This window comes from Paenibacillus sp. sg306046, assembly GCF_059821225.1.
On the sequence record NZ_JCAMRT010000028.1, the window covers coordinates 26,509 to 42,582 of the forward strand.

Sequence of the window (16,074 nt, forward strand, 5' to 3'; positions counted from 1 at the left end):
AACGGTCAAAAGATTCGACGAACAATCTTCGCGACGCTTTGACCAGTTTTCTTCATCCACACGGGAATGGGGACACGTATCCACTTGCCAAAGGGCCTAAAGAGCCATACTAGCAATTTCCAGACAGGATGACATAATTGTAACACAATTCTGTACAGGAACATAGCGGTCGCCAGTAAAAATCCCAAAATGATCATGAAGACCCGGTAAAGTCCGACTAATGGCTTAATGACGAAGATCCTAAACATCCGATTTAGGAAGCGGGCTGTCGCGACGACCGCCCGGATCATAAGATTGATTACCCAGATCACCTGCCGGCTAAACAGCAGGAAGTATAAAATAATGCCGATGCCGAGACCCAGGAAAATAAACGGTCTGACTTCGCCCCAATTGCTCTCGTACAGCATCGCAAACACCAGCAGCGTACCGGCAAACCAATACACGAGATCCAGAACGGACTTGACCCATCCGGGCAGCCTCAGCCGGCCAGCAAGCACCCGGTATACATCAAACAGTCCGCCCAGCGACAGCCCTCCCGCGCACATCATGCCGAGTGTGATGAACTGGACGTGGAGTGTCACTTAAACAGCTTGCCCCACAGCCCTTTAGACTTGCCCTGGGCATTCGCGTCCAAATAAGCCAGCTCATTCACAAAGCCTTCGATCGCCACCAGCCCCTGCTCCAGACTCAGGTTTTTAATGTGCAGGTTTTGCCCCTTGATCATCAGGTAGCCGGCATCCGTCTCCAGCAGAAACTCCTCGCTGTCGAAGCTTTCTACCTTTAATACTCCCGATACCTCAAGCAGCTTGCGGTTCAGCATTTTGATTTCCTGCCGCTTGATTTTGCCCGGTTGCTCCACCATCGGTTCGTCCCCCTTTAAACGCCTGGCCGCCGGCGGCTGGCAGCCGCGTGTCCAAGCTTGCTTATTATCAGCGTATGGGAGATGGACGAGGTTTAGAACCGGACAGATCAGACCCGGGATGCAAAAAAAGAAAGGCAGTACAATCGCCGGCTGCGACAATACTGCCTTTCTGGGATGCTGCAGAAGCTGCGGACGGCAAGCATGCCTTTTAGAAAAGCGAATCCGTTTCCTGCACGATTTTTTCTTCCTTCAGCAGCGTAAACATGCCTGCCGCGTCTTCCTTGCGGGTGGATTCGGACAACAGCTCCACACGGACGGTCACCAGCTTCTGGCCAAATTGCACCACCAGCTCATCGCCCACCTTCACGGCGCTGCTTGGCTTCGCTTCCCGCCCGTTGATCCATACGCGGCCTTGCTCCGACACGTCTTTGGCTACCGTACGCCGCTTGATCAGCCGCGACAGCTTCAAGAACTTGTCCAGACGCATTACTTCACCGCGTCTTTGAGCTTGTTGCCCGCCTTGAACGCCGGAACGTTCGACTCAGGGATCGAAATTTCCTCGCCGGTTTGCGGGTTACGGCCTGTACGACCGGAACGCTTGCGGGTTTCGAACGTGCCGAAGCCGATCAGCTGTACCTTTTCGCCACTGGCGAGCGCATCCGTAATTTCACCCAAAACTCCGTTCAGGACGGATTCGACATCTTTTTTGGTCAAGCCGCTTTTCTCGGAAATGCTGTTGACAAGATCAGTTTTATTCATAATTTTGATAGCCTCCTTAAGGTTAAACCTGAACTAACTTATTCTTTGCCCCTGAGGAAAATCCTGCTAGACTGCCGCTGATTTCATAACTTTTTCGCTTCCTGCCACAGCTGCTCCATCTCCTGGAGGTCGGTTTGCTCCCAGGCTTTCCCCTGCCGGCGAAGGCTTTGCTCGATATGAGCGAAGCGAGTGGAAAACTTGCGGTTCGCGTCCGCCATCGCTTCCTCCGGCTCCACCTTGAGAAACCGGGCCAGGTTGACGACGGCAAATAACAGATCGCCTACCTCCTCCTGCTGCTCGGCGCGGCCCAGATTGCGAATCGCGTCACGAACCTCATCCAGCTCTGATTCGACGACAGGCAGCACCTCATCCAGCGTCTTCCAGTCGAAGCCGACAGCCGCCGCCTTTTTCTGCAGCTTGTACGCCTTCATCAGTCCCGGCAGCTCACGCGGCACTCCGGCCAGCACCGATTGCTCCTGCGGGTCAATGCCTTTGCTGCGCTTCTCCTCGTCCTTGATCTGCTGCCAGTTGCTCAGCGCCTCGTCCGCATTCCCGGCATCCAGCTCGCCGAATACATGCGGATGACGACGCACCAGCTTCTCATTAAGCTCGGCAATGACGTCGAAGACCGTAAAGGAGCCTTCATCCGCTTCAATCTGGGCATGCAGCATCACCTGCAGCAGCAGATCGCCCAGCTCCTCGCGCAGATGGTCGGGATCATCCTCGTCGATCGTTTCCAGCACCTCGTACGCTTCCTCGATCAGGTTGCGGCGCAGCGACTGGTGCGTCTGCTCGCGATCCCACGGGCAGCCCTCCGGACTGCGGAGAATTTCGACGATTTCATGCAGCCGGGCAAAGGTTCGCTTGCGAACGTTTTCGCTGTCGGTGCGCGGCACCCAGACAAGCGACAGGTTGCCGAAGCCTTCGACCCGGTCCAGCTCATACAGCGGCACCTCGCGTACGCGCTCTTCACCGGCTACGCCAAGCGCATGCCCGACCGTTACCGGGTAATCGTCAGGATACAGCTCCATCAGCGTCAGCTTCACATCAGATGCAGTGAACGTATCATACACCTGACCGATCAGCGTATGCAAATGCGGATTCAGCGCATACGCGGACAACGAGGTGCCGTCCAGCAGCTGAAAGCCTTCGATCGGATCAAAGCCCAGGCGCAAAAACGCCTGATCGAGAAAGCTTTCTCCGCCCAGCAGCGACAACAGCACGCCTTCGACTGTACAGCGCTCGCGCAGCAACTGCACCGTTTTCTCGGCGACCATCGGATGACCCGGCACAGCGTACAAAATCTCGCCTGCGTCCGGCAGCTTCGCCTTTGCGAGCAAAGCGTCAGCTATCGCTTCGTATACATCCTCAAACTGTTCATTTGCTTCGTAAGTGGCATCAAACGATTCATAACGAATGCCGTGATGCTCCAGCATGGAGACAACCGGATGCTCGCGGGTACGCAAAAAGAGCGCGCCTCCGCGGTTGCCTGCGGCCTCCAGCTTGCGCCATGCTCCCAGCGTCAGTTGACTTTCGTCCCCGGTTCCCAGACCGATGACGGTAATTTGCGGTTGAGCGCTCATCGTACAACCTTCCCTCCTCAATCATAATGCCCGGCCGCGTGAGCTGCGGCCCGAGCTTGGGCGGCGCCTGACCGCACGCCGCTCAGCGCGAGCGGCGCAGCAGTCCCAGCCGCCGCAGCAGCGCCACCGGCTTGCCGCGCAGCTGCGGCACCAGCTCCAGCTCCTGCGCGGTCACGACACGCAGGAGCAGCAGCGCGAGCGCATAGGCGAGCGTGCCCGCGGCAACGCCGCCTAGCGCAGTGACTGCGGCCAGCCCCCGCAGGGGGAGGGCCGGCAGGAGCTGCGCGAGCAGCGGCGCGGCGCCGTGGATGACGGCCAGCACGCTGGCCGTCATCGCCCCGATGCCCAGCAGCGGGGCCAGCACGGCGCGGCCGCGCGGCGCCGTTATCCGGGCGGCGCGCAGCGCATGCGCGAGCGCGAGCGCAGCCGCGAGCGTGAATGCGGCGACGGCGGCCCAGGCCGCGCCGTCGATGCCGTAGCGCGGCACAAGCACCGCGTTGCCGATCAGCTTGACAAGCGCAGCCGCGAGCAGGTACAGGGCCGGGGCGCGAACCGCGCCCAGCCCCTGCAGCACGCTGCCAGCCACCAGATTCACCACCGTCAGCATGGCGGTGAAGGCAAGCACACGCATCGCGGTTGTGCCCTCCGCCGTGCGGAAAAACATCATATTCAGCGGCTCTGCCAGCAGCGCCAGCCCGACAGACGCCGCCAGTCCGACGAGCAGCGCCGCACGCAGCGCATAGGCCGCCTGACTGCGCACCGCAGCCCCGTCGCCGCGCCTCGCTGCGGCTGCCAGCGCAGGAACAAGCGCCGCCGACATCGACGCCGCAACCAGCGCAACCAATTGCACAAGCGGCTGCCCATGGTTGAACAAACCAAGCTGGTACAAAGCCGCGCTCTCGTCAAGCCCTGACGACGCGAATAGACGGGGCAGCGTGAACGCATCCACCAGCCCCAAAATTGGCACGGCCAGCGAGCCCAGACATAGCGGCAAAGCGTAAGCGGCAAGCTTTTTGGCAAGCCGCCAGCTGTTCATACCTGTGCCGCTTGGCTCGCGGTCTAACCGAACAGCCTGCCCGTCGGCATCCCGGCCGCGTGAGCTTCCTTCATTGTCGAAACGGCTGCCTGACTCGACAGGCGCCGACCCTTCGGCCGGCTTCGCCGCTTGCGCGTTCAGATCGCGACGCTGACGCTGGTCCTTGCGCCAGTAGACAAGCATAACGGCCAGCCCCGCAACCGCCCCAGCCGCAGAACCGAACGTAGCGCCGGCAGCAATCATTTCCGCCGTGCTTCCCTGACGCAGCAGCACAACAAGCAGCAGCAGCATCGCCGCCACCCGCACCGTCTGCTCGGCTACCTGCGACCACGCTGAAGGCGCCATCAGCCCGTAGCCTTGAAAGTATCCGCGCAGCGCGGACATTAGCGGAACGATAAGCAGCGCAAACGATACGCTGCGGACAGCAAGCGCAGCCTGACTGGCTCCCATCCAGCTTGCGATCCGCTCAGCGCCTGTGAACAACAGTGTAAAAGCGATGCAGCCTGTCGCCAGCAGCACCAGTGACGATACGCGCAGCACCTGGCGAGCTTCGGCGTGCCGTCCTTCCTCCGCATAGTCTGCGACAAAGCGGGCGACCACAAGCGGAAAACCGGCCGTCGCCAGAAACAAAATGAGCGTATAAAGCGGGTAGACGGCATTATACATCCCGAATACCGTATCGCCTGCCAGATTTTGCAGCGGAATTTTTTGCAGGGTACCGAGCAGCTTGGATACCACGGCAGCAAGCCCCAGCAGCGCAGCGCCCTGCAGCAGCGATGAGACCGCCTTATGCCCGCCTGCCCGACTCGAGTCTCCCCCCGTCCCGTCTGCTGCGCCGCTTTCCGCCCCGCGCTCGCCTGCATCCGTAGATCTGCCGTGCGGCCGCCTGCCGCCTGCCTGCGAAGCATCCTGATTTTGCGAAGCTGCTTCCCGCAGCGTCCCGTCAGTTCCTTCCCCGGAGCCTTCGATCTCTTCCGGTGATCCCGGCCCCAGACGCTTTTCCGCGGGCTTTCGCTCCTCCGTGCCTTCCTTCATCTTGCTACAGCCTCCCGCAATCGCCGTTCCTGTCCAGCTAACGCCTACATTATACCGCAGGAGCTTCGCTTTTTCCAAAAAAAGCGTCAGCACACGTACCGGCATGCATCAGCTCCCCGGCAATTACAACGAAAAAGCCTCCTGTCTCTCCAGCGCGGGAGCAGTCAGGAAGCTTGTTGTCTAACCTTGATGTACGAGGAGCATCTGTTCATCACACGCTGACGCTTATTGCTCCATTTGCTTGGCCAGGAAGCCTGCGGCCGTTTCCGCCATCTTCAGCTCCATTTGGCCCATTTTGAGATTTTCATCCTTCGTCAGCAAAATAACCGAACCGATCGGGTCGCCGCCCGCAACAATCGGAGCGATGACGTAAGAGCCGTACAGATCAGGCGCATCTTTGCAAACCTCATAGGAGCCAGCCGCCGTTTCAATCATCGCTTTGCGGTTTTCCATACACGTTTCAACAAGCGGGCCGATTGCTTTTTCCAGATAATCCTTTTTCGGACCGCCTGCTACGGCAATGATCGTATCCCTGTCTGTAATCATAATAAGATGATTGGTGCTTTCAAACAGCGATTCCGCATACTCTTTGGCAAAATCTCCGAGTTCACCGATGGGGGAATACTTTTTGAGAATGACCTCTCCGTCGCGGTCCACGAAAATTTCGAGTGGGTCCCCTTCCCGGATACGCAGGGTCCGACGGATCTCTTTCGGGATCACAACCCTGCCAAGATCGTCGATTCGACGCACGATTCCAGTTGCTTTCATAATTCTAGATGCCTCGCTTTCCTTGAAGAATGTGAACCAAGCTGGATTGACCTTGCCCTTGTGTATACGTATGGAGGGAATTCGACTGACCATAGTATTCTTCGATTCCCAGGGGGTTATACATCTGACTCCTGTGCCGGCGGCCGCCTGTCTGCGCCTATGTATAGGCCGCCGCTGGTTTCATTATGTCCAAAAAAAAGAAAACAAAACAGGATGCCCCCGCGGGCATCCTGGTAATTGTTACTTCTGCGTTTCAGCTGCTGGAGCCGGCGTAGCAGGCGTCTCCGTTTTCGGAGCCTCCGGCTTCGGCAGGTTGTTCGTGACGATCATACCTGGCAGTTCCTTCTCCAGAAACTCATAGATCTTGCCTTGGGCCGCCTCAGAGCGCAGCGATTCCTTCGTTTCCGCAAAGGTCTTCGTGGCGCGGGCCTCCACCTTCATCACATGGTAACCAAACGACGATTCAACCGGATCGCTGATCTGGTTGAGCGGCAGCTCGATCGCCGCTTTCTTGAATTCAGGCACCCACTGGGAAACTGGCGCATTCTCATACTTGCCGCCCAGATCCTTGGAGCCCGGGTCATCCGAATATTCCTTCGCCAGCGCGTCGAAATCGCCGCCCGCCTTCAGCTTGCCCTGAACCTCCTGGGCCCGCTTGAGCGCCTCCTCCTTCGTACGCGTCTCCTTGCCTGTTGCCGCATCGGTAAGGCCGACCAAAATATGACGAACGGTCGCTGTCGTATACGCGCTCGCATCCTGGGCGAGCTTGGCGTCGTACGCCTTTTTCAGCTCGTCCTCGGATACCTTGCTTTCCGCCGAAACGATGGCGACCAGACTGTTGCTGATAAACTCCTGCACGTCCTGTTCGGTAATGTTATTGTCCTTGAGCGCCTTCTCCATGCCGCCCTCTTGCATGCCGAGGTACGCCTTGATTTGCTCCATTTGCTCCTTGGCTTGTGTCTCGGCTGTCGTTTTGGCCGCCGCATCGGCACGGGAGCCAAGCACTTTAAACGCCAGGAGCTGATTCATAATATCCTGCTGGAAAGCCGGATCGGTCTTGAACTGGGCATATTGCGGGTAAAACAACATATTAATGTTGACGAATTTGTCAAATTCAGCCCGTTTCACGCTGCCATCCTTGTACGTGACAAGCACGTCAGCCGGATCGCCGGTGGATGCTGCGGGAGGCGTAGTCGGGTTTGCCGGGGTCTCGGCCCCCGGAGCAGGCGCAGCCGGCGTTTCCTCTTTTTTCCCACAGCCGACAGCCAGGCCCGCCACCAAAATAAGCGACATCATGGCTGTAGCCATCGTCCGGTACGACTTCTTTTTATTTCGCTGCATTTTGCAGTTCTCCCTTCAATTTGAGCGCACGCTTGTATTGTACCAGAAAACGTTCCAATAATTCGATGGATTGTTCTGGCGTCAGTCCCTTGCCCTTCGTTTCGATGGTAATGTTGGAGCCCGTCATGAGCCTTACCCGGTTTTCAAACTCCTGGGCCAGCGCCCCCCAAGCGCCCGTGTCGATGTTGCCATTTTGCTCCGTATGGATGCGCAGCTCGTAATCCAGCCCTTTCTGCACGATGACTTCGATGCTGTACATCGCGCCATACACCTTAAGCCGTGCGGCCAGCAGCAAATTATGCACCGCATCCGGCAAATCGCCAAACCGGTCGACAAGCTCATCATGCAGCTCCGCCGCTTCCTCCAGCGACTGAACCGCCGCCACCTTCTTATAAATCTCAATCTTCTGCACACTATCGTAAATATAATCACCCGGAATGTAAGCATCCAGTTGGATATCCAGCTGCGTCGACCACGTCTTGACCTCCGGAGCCGTGTCGCCGCCGATCTCCTTCTTGCGCTTGTTGACCTCTTCGGCCAGCATCTGGGAATACAGATCAAAGCCCACGGAAGCGATGAATCCATGCTGCTCGGCGCCCAGCAAATTGCCCGCGCCGCGGATGGACAAATCCCTCATCGCAATTTTAAACCCTGACCCCAGCTCTGTAAACTCCTTGATCGCCTGCAGCCGCTTCTCGGCCACCTCGGTCAGCACCTTGTCGCGCTGGTAGGTAAAATACGCATACGCGATCCGGTTTGACCGTCCGACCCGTCCGCGCAGCTGGTATAGCTGGGAAAGTCCCATTTTGTCCGCGTCGTGGACGATCAGCGTATTGACATTCGGAATGTCTACGCCGGTCTCGATGATGCTTGTGCTGACCAATACGTCAAATTCACCGTCGAGGAAGTCAAGAATCGTTTTCTCCAGCTCCTGCTCCGACATCTGTCCATGAGCTACCGTTACGCGCGCGTCCGGGACAAGCATGGAAATTTGCTCCGCCATCTGGGTAATGCCCTGCACGCGGTTAAACAAATAATAGACTTGCCCCTCGCGCGCCAGCTCGCGTTCAATTGCCTCGCGGACAAGCGCCGCGCTGTATTCGACCACATAGGTTTGCACCGGAAACCGGTTTTCCGGCGGTGTCTCAATAACCGACAAGTCGCGTACGCCGAGCATCGACATATGCAGCGTCCGCGGAATCGGCGTCGCCGTCAGCGTCAGCACGTCAACATTTGTTTTCAGCCGCTTGAGCTTTTCCTTATGCGATACGCCAAACCGCTGCTCCTCGTCCACAATCAGCAAGCCAAGCTCCTTGAACTGCACGTCCTTGGACAGCAGCCGGTGCGTGCCGATGACGACATCGACCGTCCCTGCCTTGATCCCCTTCATCGTATCGGTCTGCTCTTTCTTCGAACGGAAGCGGCTCAACACCTGAATATTAAACGGATACCCGGAGAAGCGCTCGCGGAAGGTCTCGTAATGCTGCTGCGCCAAAATCGTTGTCGGGACAAGCACAGCGACCTGCTTGCCGTCAATGGCTGCCTTGAACGCCGCGCGGATCGCGACCTCGGTTTTGCCATAGCCGACATCGCCGCACAGCAGCCGGTCCATCGGCCGCTGCCGCTCCATGTCCTGCTTGATCTCTTCGATCGCCCGCAGCTGGTCCGTCGTCTCGTCGTAAGGGAACATGCCTTCGAATTCGCGCTGGTAGTCGCTGTCCGTGCTGAATCCGTAGCCGGTCGTCGCCTGACGCTCGGCGTACAGCTTGATCAGATCGTCCGCAATATCCTGCACAGCGGCGCGCGCCTTTGTTTTAACCCGGTTCCAGTCCGAGCCGCCCAGCTTGTATACTTTCGGCTCCTTGCCTTCTTCTGCGCCGACATATTTCTGCACATGATCAATTTGATCAATCGGTACGGACAGCTTGTCGCCCCCGGCGTATAAAATGTGCAAATAATCTTTATGAATGCCGCCAACCTCAAGCGTGCCGATGCCGACAAATTTGCCGATGCCGTGATTGACATGTACGACATAATCGCCGATCTTCAGCTCCTGATAGCTTTTGATCCGTTCGGCATTTTCGATTTTTTTGTCCACCTTGCGCGCCTTGCGCTGCTTCTGGGTAAACATCTCGCCTTCCGTGATCACGACCAGATGAATGCTTGGCAGCTCAAACCCGGCCTGCAGGCTGCCGTCGATAATCAACGGCTCGTCGATTTCATAATCGGCCAGCACCCGCTTGAGCCGCTCCACCCGCTCGGCGCCGCCTGCCAGCATCATGACCTGCGCACCGGATTTCTTCCACCGCTCCATCTCGCTTTTCAGCAGATTCATCTGACCGTGGAAATTTTGCATCACCCGGCACATGAAGTTGACAATATTTTGCGGCGTTGTATTCGGCACCTGACGAACAAACAAAGACATATAAAGTGTCGGATAAGGCCTTTTATACAGTAACGTCTCAAAGGATTTGGACAGCGTCAGCTGCGGCAGGCAACGGCCGTCTCCAAGCGCCGAGGTTACCCACTCTGCCTCATCCTTCTCCAGCTGCTTGGCGGTTTCGAGCAGACGGGCAGGCTCGTCAACCAGCAAAATCGTATCCTTGGGCATGTAATCCAGCAGCGTCTGCTGCTCCGGGTACAGCAATCCCATATATTTGAACACGCCGGCAAACAGCTGGCCTTGCTGCATCCGCTCAATCTCGTGACCGATGCCCTCCAGCAGCCGATCCTTGGCGGTCCTGTCCGTCATCTTGCCCAATTGCTGCTCCAGCAGCTCATGCGCATGGCGGGCAGCCGCTTGTAACCGGTTTCGATCAAGAACGATCTCACGACATGGCATAATGTCCAAGCGTTCATATTTGTCCATCGAACGCTGGTCTGCCGCATCGAAGGAGCGGATCGAATCAATCTCTACGTCAAACAGCTCAATTCGAAACGGATGCGGACTTGTCAGCGGAAATAAATCGACAATCCCGCCGCGGACGCTCATCTCGCCCTTTCTCTCTACGCGTTCCACCCGCTCGTAGCCAAACTCCACCAGCCGCTCAATCCAGGCGTCCAGTTCCAGCTGCTGGCCCACCTCGACCGTCATCCGCGCCGCGGCAATGGCTTCCCGCTGAGGCAGCAGCCGGCGCATCCCGGCATAAGGCACAACGACGATGCCACGAAAGCCTGTCGCGAGCTGAGCCAAAGCGTCGATCCGCTGCGCCAGCATTTCCGGACTTGCAATGGCCGCCTCCGCCGCCAGCAGCTCCTGGGCGGGGAACAGCAGCACTTGACCGGAGGGCATCAATTCCTCCAGATCCTCAAACATCTTCTGTGCGGCAAACATATTGTGTGTCACGACAAAAAGCGGCTGATGCAGCTCTCCGTACAGCGATGCGAGCATCACCTGCCGCGAAGAGCCGGTCAGACCGGCCACCAATTGTTCTCTCATGCCTGACCGAATGCCGGAGACGACGCTCTGGAAATCGGAATCGGCCGAGAATGCCTGTATTAACGCCTGCAACCAGGACACCCCTCTCAACCACGTCACACCCCAAATAACTCCGTAAAAGCGGAGCTTCCGCCCTGCATCATGTCCGACGCCTGGCAAAGCCTCTCGAAAACTTCTTCAACGTTAAGAAAACCTCTATCGAGGCCATTCAATAGATGAGCGACCGCGTTTCAGAGGCAGGTTTTCTTGCGATTATCGAATCGTGCAGCTTCGCTGAAAGCTTGCAAAATGCGAAAAGCCCCTATTGCAGAGGATTCGCGAGGAGCGACAGCTCCGGATTGGCCTCCAGCGCTTCCTTGCAGTAATCGCATACCACCTTGACGGTAATATCGCCATTAGGGTTATACGATATTATATCTCTCCGTTCCTCAGGGGTCAAGAAATGGAAACCCAACTGGAATTCACTGGCTTCCCCTTGACGAATTTCTCCAATAAATGTCTGGCAGTGGCGGCAAATATAGGTGACGGCCATCGCTGTTCCCTCCTTATGCTTCGCTCTGAGCGAAGCTTCCTCAGGTATCCAGTATGCCCAAGCAGAGAACAGCTTAGCCGACTAGCCATTAAACTTGCCCATCGTATTTTCGAAGGGATGGGCCAGCAGATGCTCCATCGCATCGCTCGTGCGGTCCAGCACGTCCGCCATCTGCGCCGTTTCCTCCTTGGAGAAGGCATGCAGCACATAATCCGCGATATCTCGTCCGGGAGCCGGTCGGGATATCCCCATCCGGATGCGGTTAAAGGATTGCGTGCCCAGATGGGCGATCGTGGACTTGATGCCGTTATGCCCGCCCGCACTGCCTTGATAACGGAGACGAATTTGTCCGAAGGACGTATCCAGATCGTCGTACACGACAATCAGGTCTTCGATGCCCGCTTTATAGAAATCCATAAAGGCGCGGATCGACTCCCCCGACAAGTTCATATACGTTTGGGGCTTCAACAGATACACCTTCTGCCCGTTGACCACGCCTTCGCCCAGCAGCCCCTTGCATTTGCTCTGTGTGATTTTTATGCCGTGCCGTCCGGCAAAGCGATCCAGCGCCATAAACCCGATATTATGCCGGGTCTGTTCATATTGCTTGCCCGGATTGCCCAAGCCTACAAACCATTTCAAGCTGCTCCTGCCCCTTCCCGTCCTACCGGCGGGCAGCTCCTCAAAAGCTCCCCGCCGGTCCTGCCTTCGTGCCTGCTTCTTATGATACCTGAAAATGGCGGGCAAGCCAACCTGACGCTAGCTCATTTTAAACTTGCCGATAAGCCCCATCAGTTCTTCGGACATTTTCGACAAGGCGGCTGCGGAGCTTGTAATTTCCTGCATCGTCGCAAGCTGCTGCTCAGCCGAAGCCGATACGCCTTGCGTCCCTTCCGCGGTCGCGTTGGAGATGTCATTGATGGATTCGAAGGCGACAATCAGCTGCTTCGTCTCAGCGGTCATCTGCTGCGAGAAGCGGGAAACCTCCTGAATTTGCCTGACGATTTCGCGGATCGCCGTATCAATTTCCCGGAAGGACTCTCCTGCCGCCTGAATGGATTCAAGACCGGCCTGCACCTCCTTGGACCCTTCGGCCACGATGCTGGCTGTCGTCGCCGCTTCCTTTTGCACCCCGCTGATCACCTGGGCAATTTTTTGCCCGGACTGTGTCGTCTGATCGGCCAGCTTCCGCACCTCGGAGGCCACGACAGCGAACCCGCGCCCGGCCTCGCCCGCCCTGGCCGCTTCGATGGCCGCATTCAGGGACAGCAGATTTGTCTGACTGGCGATGTCGGTAATAAATCCGATAATTTCACCGATCTCCTGTGAACGTTTACCAAGTCCCGCCACGACATCTGCGGTATCCTGCACAGTCCGGTGAACTCTGTTCATCTGCTCCGCCGCGCTGTGCAGCGCTGTATTGCCCTGCAGCGTCACCTGGGTCGTATACAGCGCCTGATCCGACACGTCCTGTGCTTTACCGGCAATTTCACGCACGGACTGATCCATCGACTGCACCGCCACGAGGCTGTCCTTCACCTGCACCACCTGCAGCTCCGTGCCGGCTGCCAGCTCTTCGCTGACCCGCGCTACATGCTCGGTGACCTGGCCGGTCTGATCCGCGCCTGCCGACAGCTGCTCGGCCGAAGCCGCTACCTGCTCCGCATGGATGCCCACCTCGCGGATGACCTGGCGAAGCTGGCTTGTCATCTGGTTAAACGCGTCGGCCAGCTCGCCGATTTCATCCCGGTTTTTCACCTTCAGCTCCTCGACCATCAGATCGCCTTCGGCAATGCGCCGGGAGGACGCCGCCAGCGCGACAATAGGCCGCGATGTGCTGCGGCTGATCAGAAAAGCAACCGACACCGCAAGTACAAGTGCAAATACGGTGAGGGCATTTACAGTTGTTTGCGAAGCGTCCACTGTGGCGGAGATCGTTGCGATTTCCTGCTCCGTCCATTGTTCCTGCAGCTTGATCAGCTTGTCGGCCCCTTCATTAAACTTCTGGATAATCGGTCCCTGTGTCTCAGCCAGCTTCATATATTGAGCGGTATCGTTTCGCTTGCGCGCATCAATCATCTGATCCGCCGAGCTTGTGTATATTTCCTGCAGTAAGGACAAGCCCTGAAAAATTTGCCATTGCTGCGCATCCGGAATGACGTGCTCCAGCTGGTCGCTGATCTGCCCGTACCTGGCCTGATAGCTCCGGTAATCCTTGAGTTGATCTTCATTGGCGCTGGTCATAAAAGCGTTGACGCTGGCCTGCTCTCCCGCAATCGTGTTGCTCAGACCGTGAATCAGCCCGATTGTCGTCACCCGGCTGTCCAGCAGCTTGAGATACGCTTTGTCTGTAGAGTCCAAATAGTAGTAGTTGATGCCGGCCACAAGCAGCAGCAGCGCCACAATCGAACCAAATCCGGCATATAACTTCTGGCTCAGTTTCAGCTTTATCATTTTTTACCCGCCTCCGCCTGGCTTCCGAATATGACACTTGTGCCAGCACGGAAATCTTTGGCGGCCGCCTCAGGTGTCTTCGCACCGCTCATGATGTAATCCGTCTCGATTTTCAGCAGCGCCGCCACATTCGCGCCTGCCTTCGGACTCGGCGGGTCGATCAGCTTGGAATGCGTCTGCAAATAATCCATCAGCCCGTATTGCTCCTTCTCGCTTTCGGTCAGACTAGGCATGATCCGTTCGCGGATTTTGGAGGAGACGGGCACGCCGCGCTCGCCCTTCATCAGCTCATTCGCCTCCGGATCATTGATGAAGAAATTGAGAAATGCAACGGCCGCTTCCTTATGCCTGGAGAAATTCGACACGCCGAAAAACATCGAAGGCTTAATAAACTTCCCTTCCTGTCCGCCTGCTACGGCAGGCTGCGGCAGCAGCTTCAACGTGCGTTTGGCCGACTTGCTAATACCAGACGCCAAATTGCTGGAAATAAGGTGAAAGGCCGCTTGACCGCGCACAATCAGATAATCCTCGTATTTGCTGGAGTCGTTAATCGCAATAGCCGGGGCGACGAGCCCTTCGTCCTTCCAGCGCTTGTTCATCGCCATAAACTCCGCAAAATAAGCATCGTTATCGTAGCCAAGCCCCGTTCCCTCTTTGTTGTACAGCATCGCCCCCTTCGTGCGGAGGAAATAAGCAAAGTCCGGGAAATTGGCGGCCGGATAAAAGTTTTTATCCTTGATTTTCGCCTTCAGCTCCTTGGCCTTCCGGTACCAGTCGTCAAACGTATATTCTGCGGGCAGCGGCGCGATACCGTGCTTCTCAAACAGAAACGGATCATAAAGCATGCCTGAGGAGTTGTTGCCCAGGTTGAGCGCGTACAGCCGATCGTTTTTCTTCCCCGTCTGCAAATACGAAGCGTCCACATCCTTCAAATCAAGCACGCCGCTTTGCACATACGGATCGAGCGACGTCAGCAGCTGCCGGTCGATCAGTCCGTCGATAAACGAATAGTCAAGCTGCATAATGTCCGGCACAGCGTTGTCCACGGAACGCATCGCCACTTCATTCAACAAAGGCCCGGTGCCGCTGAAGCTTTGCCCTTCGATTTTAATGTCCGGGTGCTTGCTTTGAAACAGCTCGATAACCTTCCTGGTCTGCTCCTCGCGCGTTTGCGTGCCCCACCAAGCGATTTTCAGCACAGCCGGCCCCGCCTGCTGCTGCGGCTCCAGCTGCAAGGCTGCCTCCTGCTTCCCGTTCTCGTTCCCGCAGCCCGCGATCGCGGTTCCTAACAAGGCAATAATTGCCGGACATACCCAACGAAGCTGATGTCCTCCCATACCTGATTGACCCCCTGTTTCTTTGCAACATCAAAATTTTGACTACCTAGCATGTCATCGACATTTCCCACGCTAACCTTTATAGTAAAAATATTCTAAAACTAATTTAATATTGTATGTGATCTTGATCATTGCCACCCACAGCAAAGAAACGCGCCGATCCGCATCGGCGCGTTTCTTTCGTCACCCGGGTTTATGTTAACTGACCGGCTGCTCGGTTTTGTTTTCCTCTCGCTTCGCATCAGCTTCCTGAACCGATGCTTCGACAAGGTCCGGCTCCTCTGCTTTTTGCGGAGCGAGAATCGTTGCCAGCACATCCTGCCCATCCGTTTTCAGCTCGATCTGGCCTGGCAGCTTCAAGCTGGATACGAGCAAATTCTCTCCAATTTCCAGCGCCGCCACGTCCACCTCGATCGCTTCCGGAATTTGCGTCGGCAAGCAGCGCACATCCAGCTCATGGCGCTGAATTTGCAAAATTCCTCCCGCCTGAACTCCAGCCGGATCACCCGTATACTCCAGCCGAACCGTCGTATTGACCGGCTCGTCCATATTAATCTGATGAAAATCAATGTGCAGCAGCTGACGGCTGATACCGTCGCGTTGAATTTCATTGATCATAACGGGCTGTTTGCCGAATTGAGGGATATCAAGCTCGATTACCGCATGCGGGTTGCCCTTCAGCACCGTCAGCAGCTCCTTCTGGTCGATGGCGATAGACGTTTGCGACACTTTCTTCCCATATACAATACCCGGGACCTTCCCTTCGATGCGAAGACGCTTGCGCGCACCCTTCGTACCTCCGTTGCGAGCTTCCGCTTTTAATGTAGCCGTCATCTCAAAAACCTCCTTCAATTGGGAACAAGCACATGCTTCTACTTACTTTACCCAATTGAAGGCAGTCTAAACCGTTCTTGGCCCGAAAAGGGAG

The 16,074-nt window shown here is 56.7% G+C and carries 14 protein-coding genes; all 14 read right to left on the reverse strand.

Annotated features, from left to right (window positions below):
• Positions 1-5: 5 nt before the first annotated feature.
• The 14 genes from yabQ to AC6ROY_RS22165 all read right to left on the reverse strand — a co-directional run bounded on the left by yabQ (position 6) and on the right by AC6ROY_RS22165 (position 15,980).
• Complete coding sequence (yabQ, locus tag AC6ROY_RS22100) at positions 6-581, reverse strand: spore cortex biosynthesis protein YabQ (protein WP_500102760.1); 576 nt, start codon at positions 579-581, stop codon at positions 6-8.
• The gene (gene yabP / locus AC6ROY_RS22105) at positions 578-862 is read right to left on the reverse strand and encodes a sporulation protein YabP (RefSeq protein ID WP_500102761.1); all 285 of its coding nucleotides are present in this window, start codon (positions 860-862) and stop codon (positions 578-580) included. The genes yabQ and yabP overlap by 4 nt, the downstream gene beginning before the upstream one ends.
• Before the next feature lie 208 nt (positions 863-1,070).
• Positions 1,071-1,349: an RNA-binding S4 domain-containing protein gene (locus AC6ROY_RS22110; RefSeq protein WP_500102762.1), complete on the reverse strand. Its 279-nt coding sequence runs from the start codon at positions 1,347-1,349 to the stop codon at positions 1,071-1,073.
• Positions 1,349-1,621 carry a non-specific DNA-binding protein Hbs gene (gene hbs / locus AC6ROY_RS22115; protein WP_500102763.1) on the reverse strand — a complete coding sequence of 91 codons (273 nt, stop codon included), beginning with the start codon at positions 1,619-1,621 and terminating at the stop codon, positions 1,349-1,351. Before hbs ends, AC6ROY_RS22110 begins: the two co-directional genes overlap by 1 nt.
• Positions 1,622-1,704: 83 nt before the next feature.
• Positions 1,705-3,204 (reverse strand): bifunctional methyltransferase/pyrophosphohydrolase YabN, encoded by a 1,500-nt coding sequence (gene yabN / locus AC6ROY_RS22120; protein ID WP_500102764.1) that lies wholly within the window; start codon positions 3,202-3,204, stop codon positions 1,705-1,707.
• 82 nt (positions 3,205-3,286) lie between these two features.
• Entirely contained in the window at positions 3,287-5,380 is a 2,094-nt protein-coding gene (locus AC6ROY_RS22125; RefSeq protein ID WP_500102765.1) for a polysaccharide biosynthesis protein, read from the reverse strand.
• A 120-nt stretch (positions 5,381-5,500) separates the two neighbouring features.
• Positions 5,501-6,043, reverse strand: a complete 543-nt coding sequence (gene spoVT, locus AC6ROY_RS22130) for a stage V sporulation protein T (RefSeq protein WP_500102766.1) — start codon at positions 6,041-6,043, stop codon at positions 5,501-5,503.
• Positions 6,044-6,283: 240 nt separating this feature from the next.
• Positions 6,284-7,384: a peptidylprolyl isomerase gene (locus AC6ROY_RS22135; RefSeq protein WP_500102767.1), complete on the reverse strand. Its 1,101-nt coding sequence runs from the start codon at positions 7,382-7,384 to the stop codon at positions 6,284-6,286.
• Complete coding sequence (gene mfd / locus AC6ROY_RS22140; protein ID WP_500102768.1) at positions 7,371-10,895, reverse strand: transcription-repair coupling factor; 3,525 nt, start codon at positions 10,893-10,895, stop codon at positions 7,371-7,373. Before mfd ends, AC6ROY_RS22135 begins: the two co-directional genes overlap by 14 nt.
• Before the next feature lie 229 nt (positions 10,896-11,124).
• The gene (fin, locus tag AC6ROY_RS22145) at positions 11,125-11,355 is read right to left on the reverse strand and encodes an anti-sigma-F factor Fin (protein WP_341420152.1); all 231 of its coding nucleotides are present in this window, start codon (positions 11,353-11,355) and stop codon (positions 11,125-11,127) included.
• 81 nt (positions 11,356-11,436) lie between these two features.
• Positions 11,437-11,997 (reverse strand): aminoacyl-tRNA hydrolase, encoded by a 561-nt coding sequence (gene pth, locus AC6ROY_RS22150; RefSeq protein WP_500102769.1) that lies wholly within the window; start codon positions 11,995-11,997, stop codon positions 11,437-11,439.
• A gap of 117 nt (positions 11,998-12,114) precedes the next feature.
• The gene (locus tag AC6ROY_RS22155; RefSeq protein WP_500102770.1) at positions 12,115-13,809 is read right to left on the reverse strand and encodes a methyl-accepting chemotaxis protein; all 1,695 of its coding nucleotides are present in this window, start codon (positions 13,807-13,809) and stop codon (positions 12,115-12,117) included.
• Positions 13,806-15,146: an ABC transporter substrate-binding protein gene (locus AC6ROY_RS22160; RefSeq protein ID WP_500102771.1), complete on the reverse strand. Its 1,341-nt coding sequence runs from the start codon at positions 15,144-15,146 to the stop codon at positions 13,806-13,808. Before AC6ROY_RS22160 ends, AC6ROY_RS22155 begins: the two co-directional genes overlap by 4 nt.
• Positions 15,147-15,344: 198 nt before the next feature.
• A complete protein-coding gene (locus AC6ROY_RS22165) occupies positions 15,345-15,980 on the reverse strand; it encodes a 50S ribosomal protein L25 (RefSeq protein ID WP_500102772.1) in 636 nt (211 codons plus the stop codon).
• Positions 15,981-16,074: the final 94 nt, after the last annotated feature.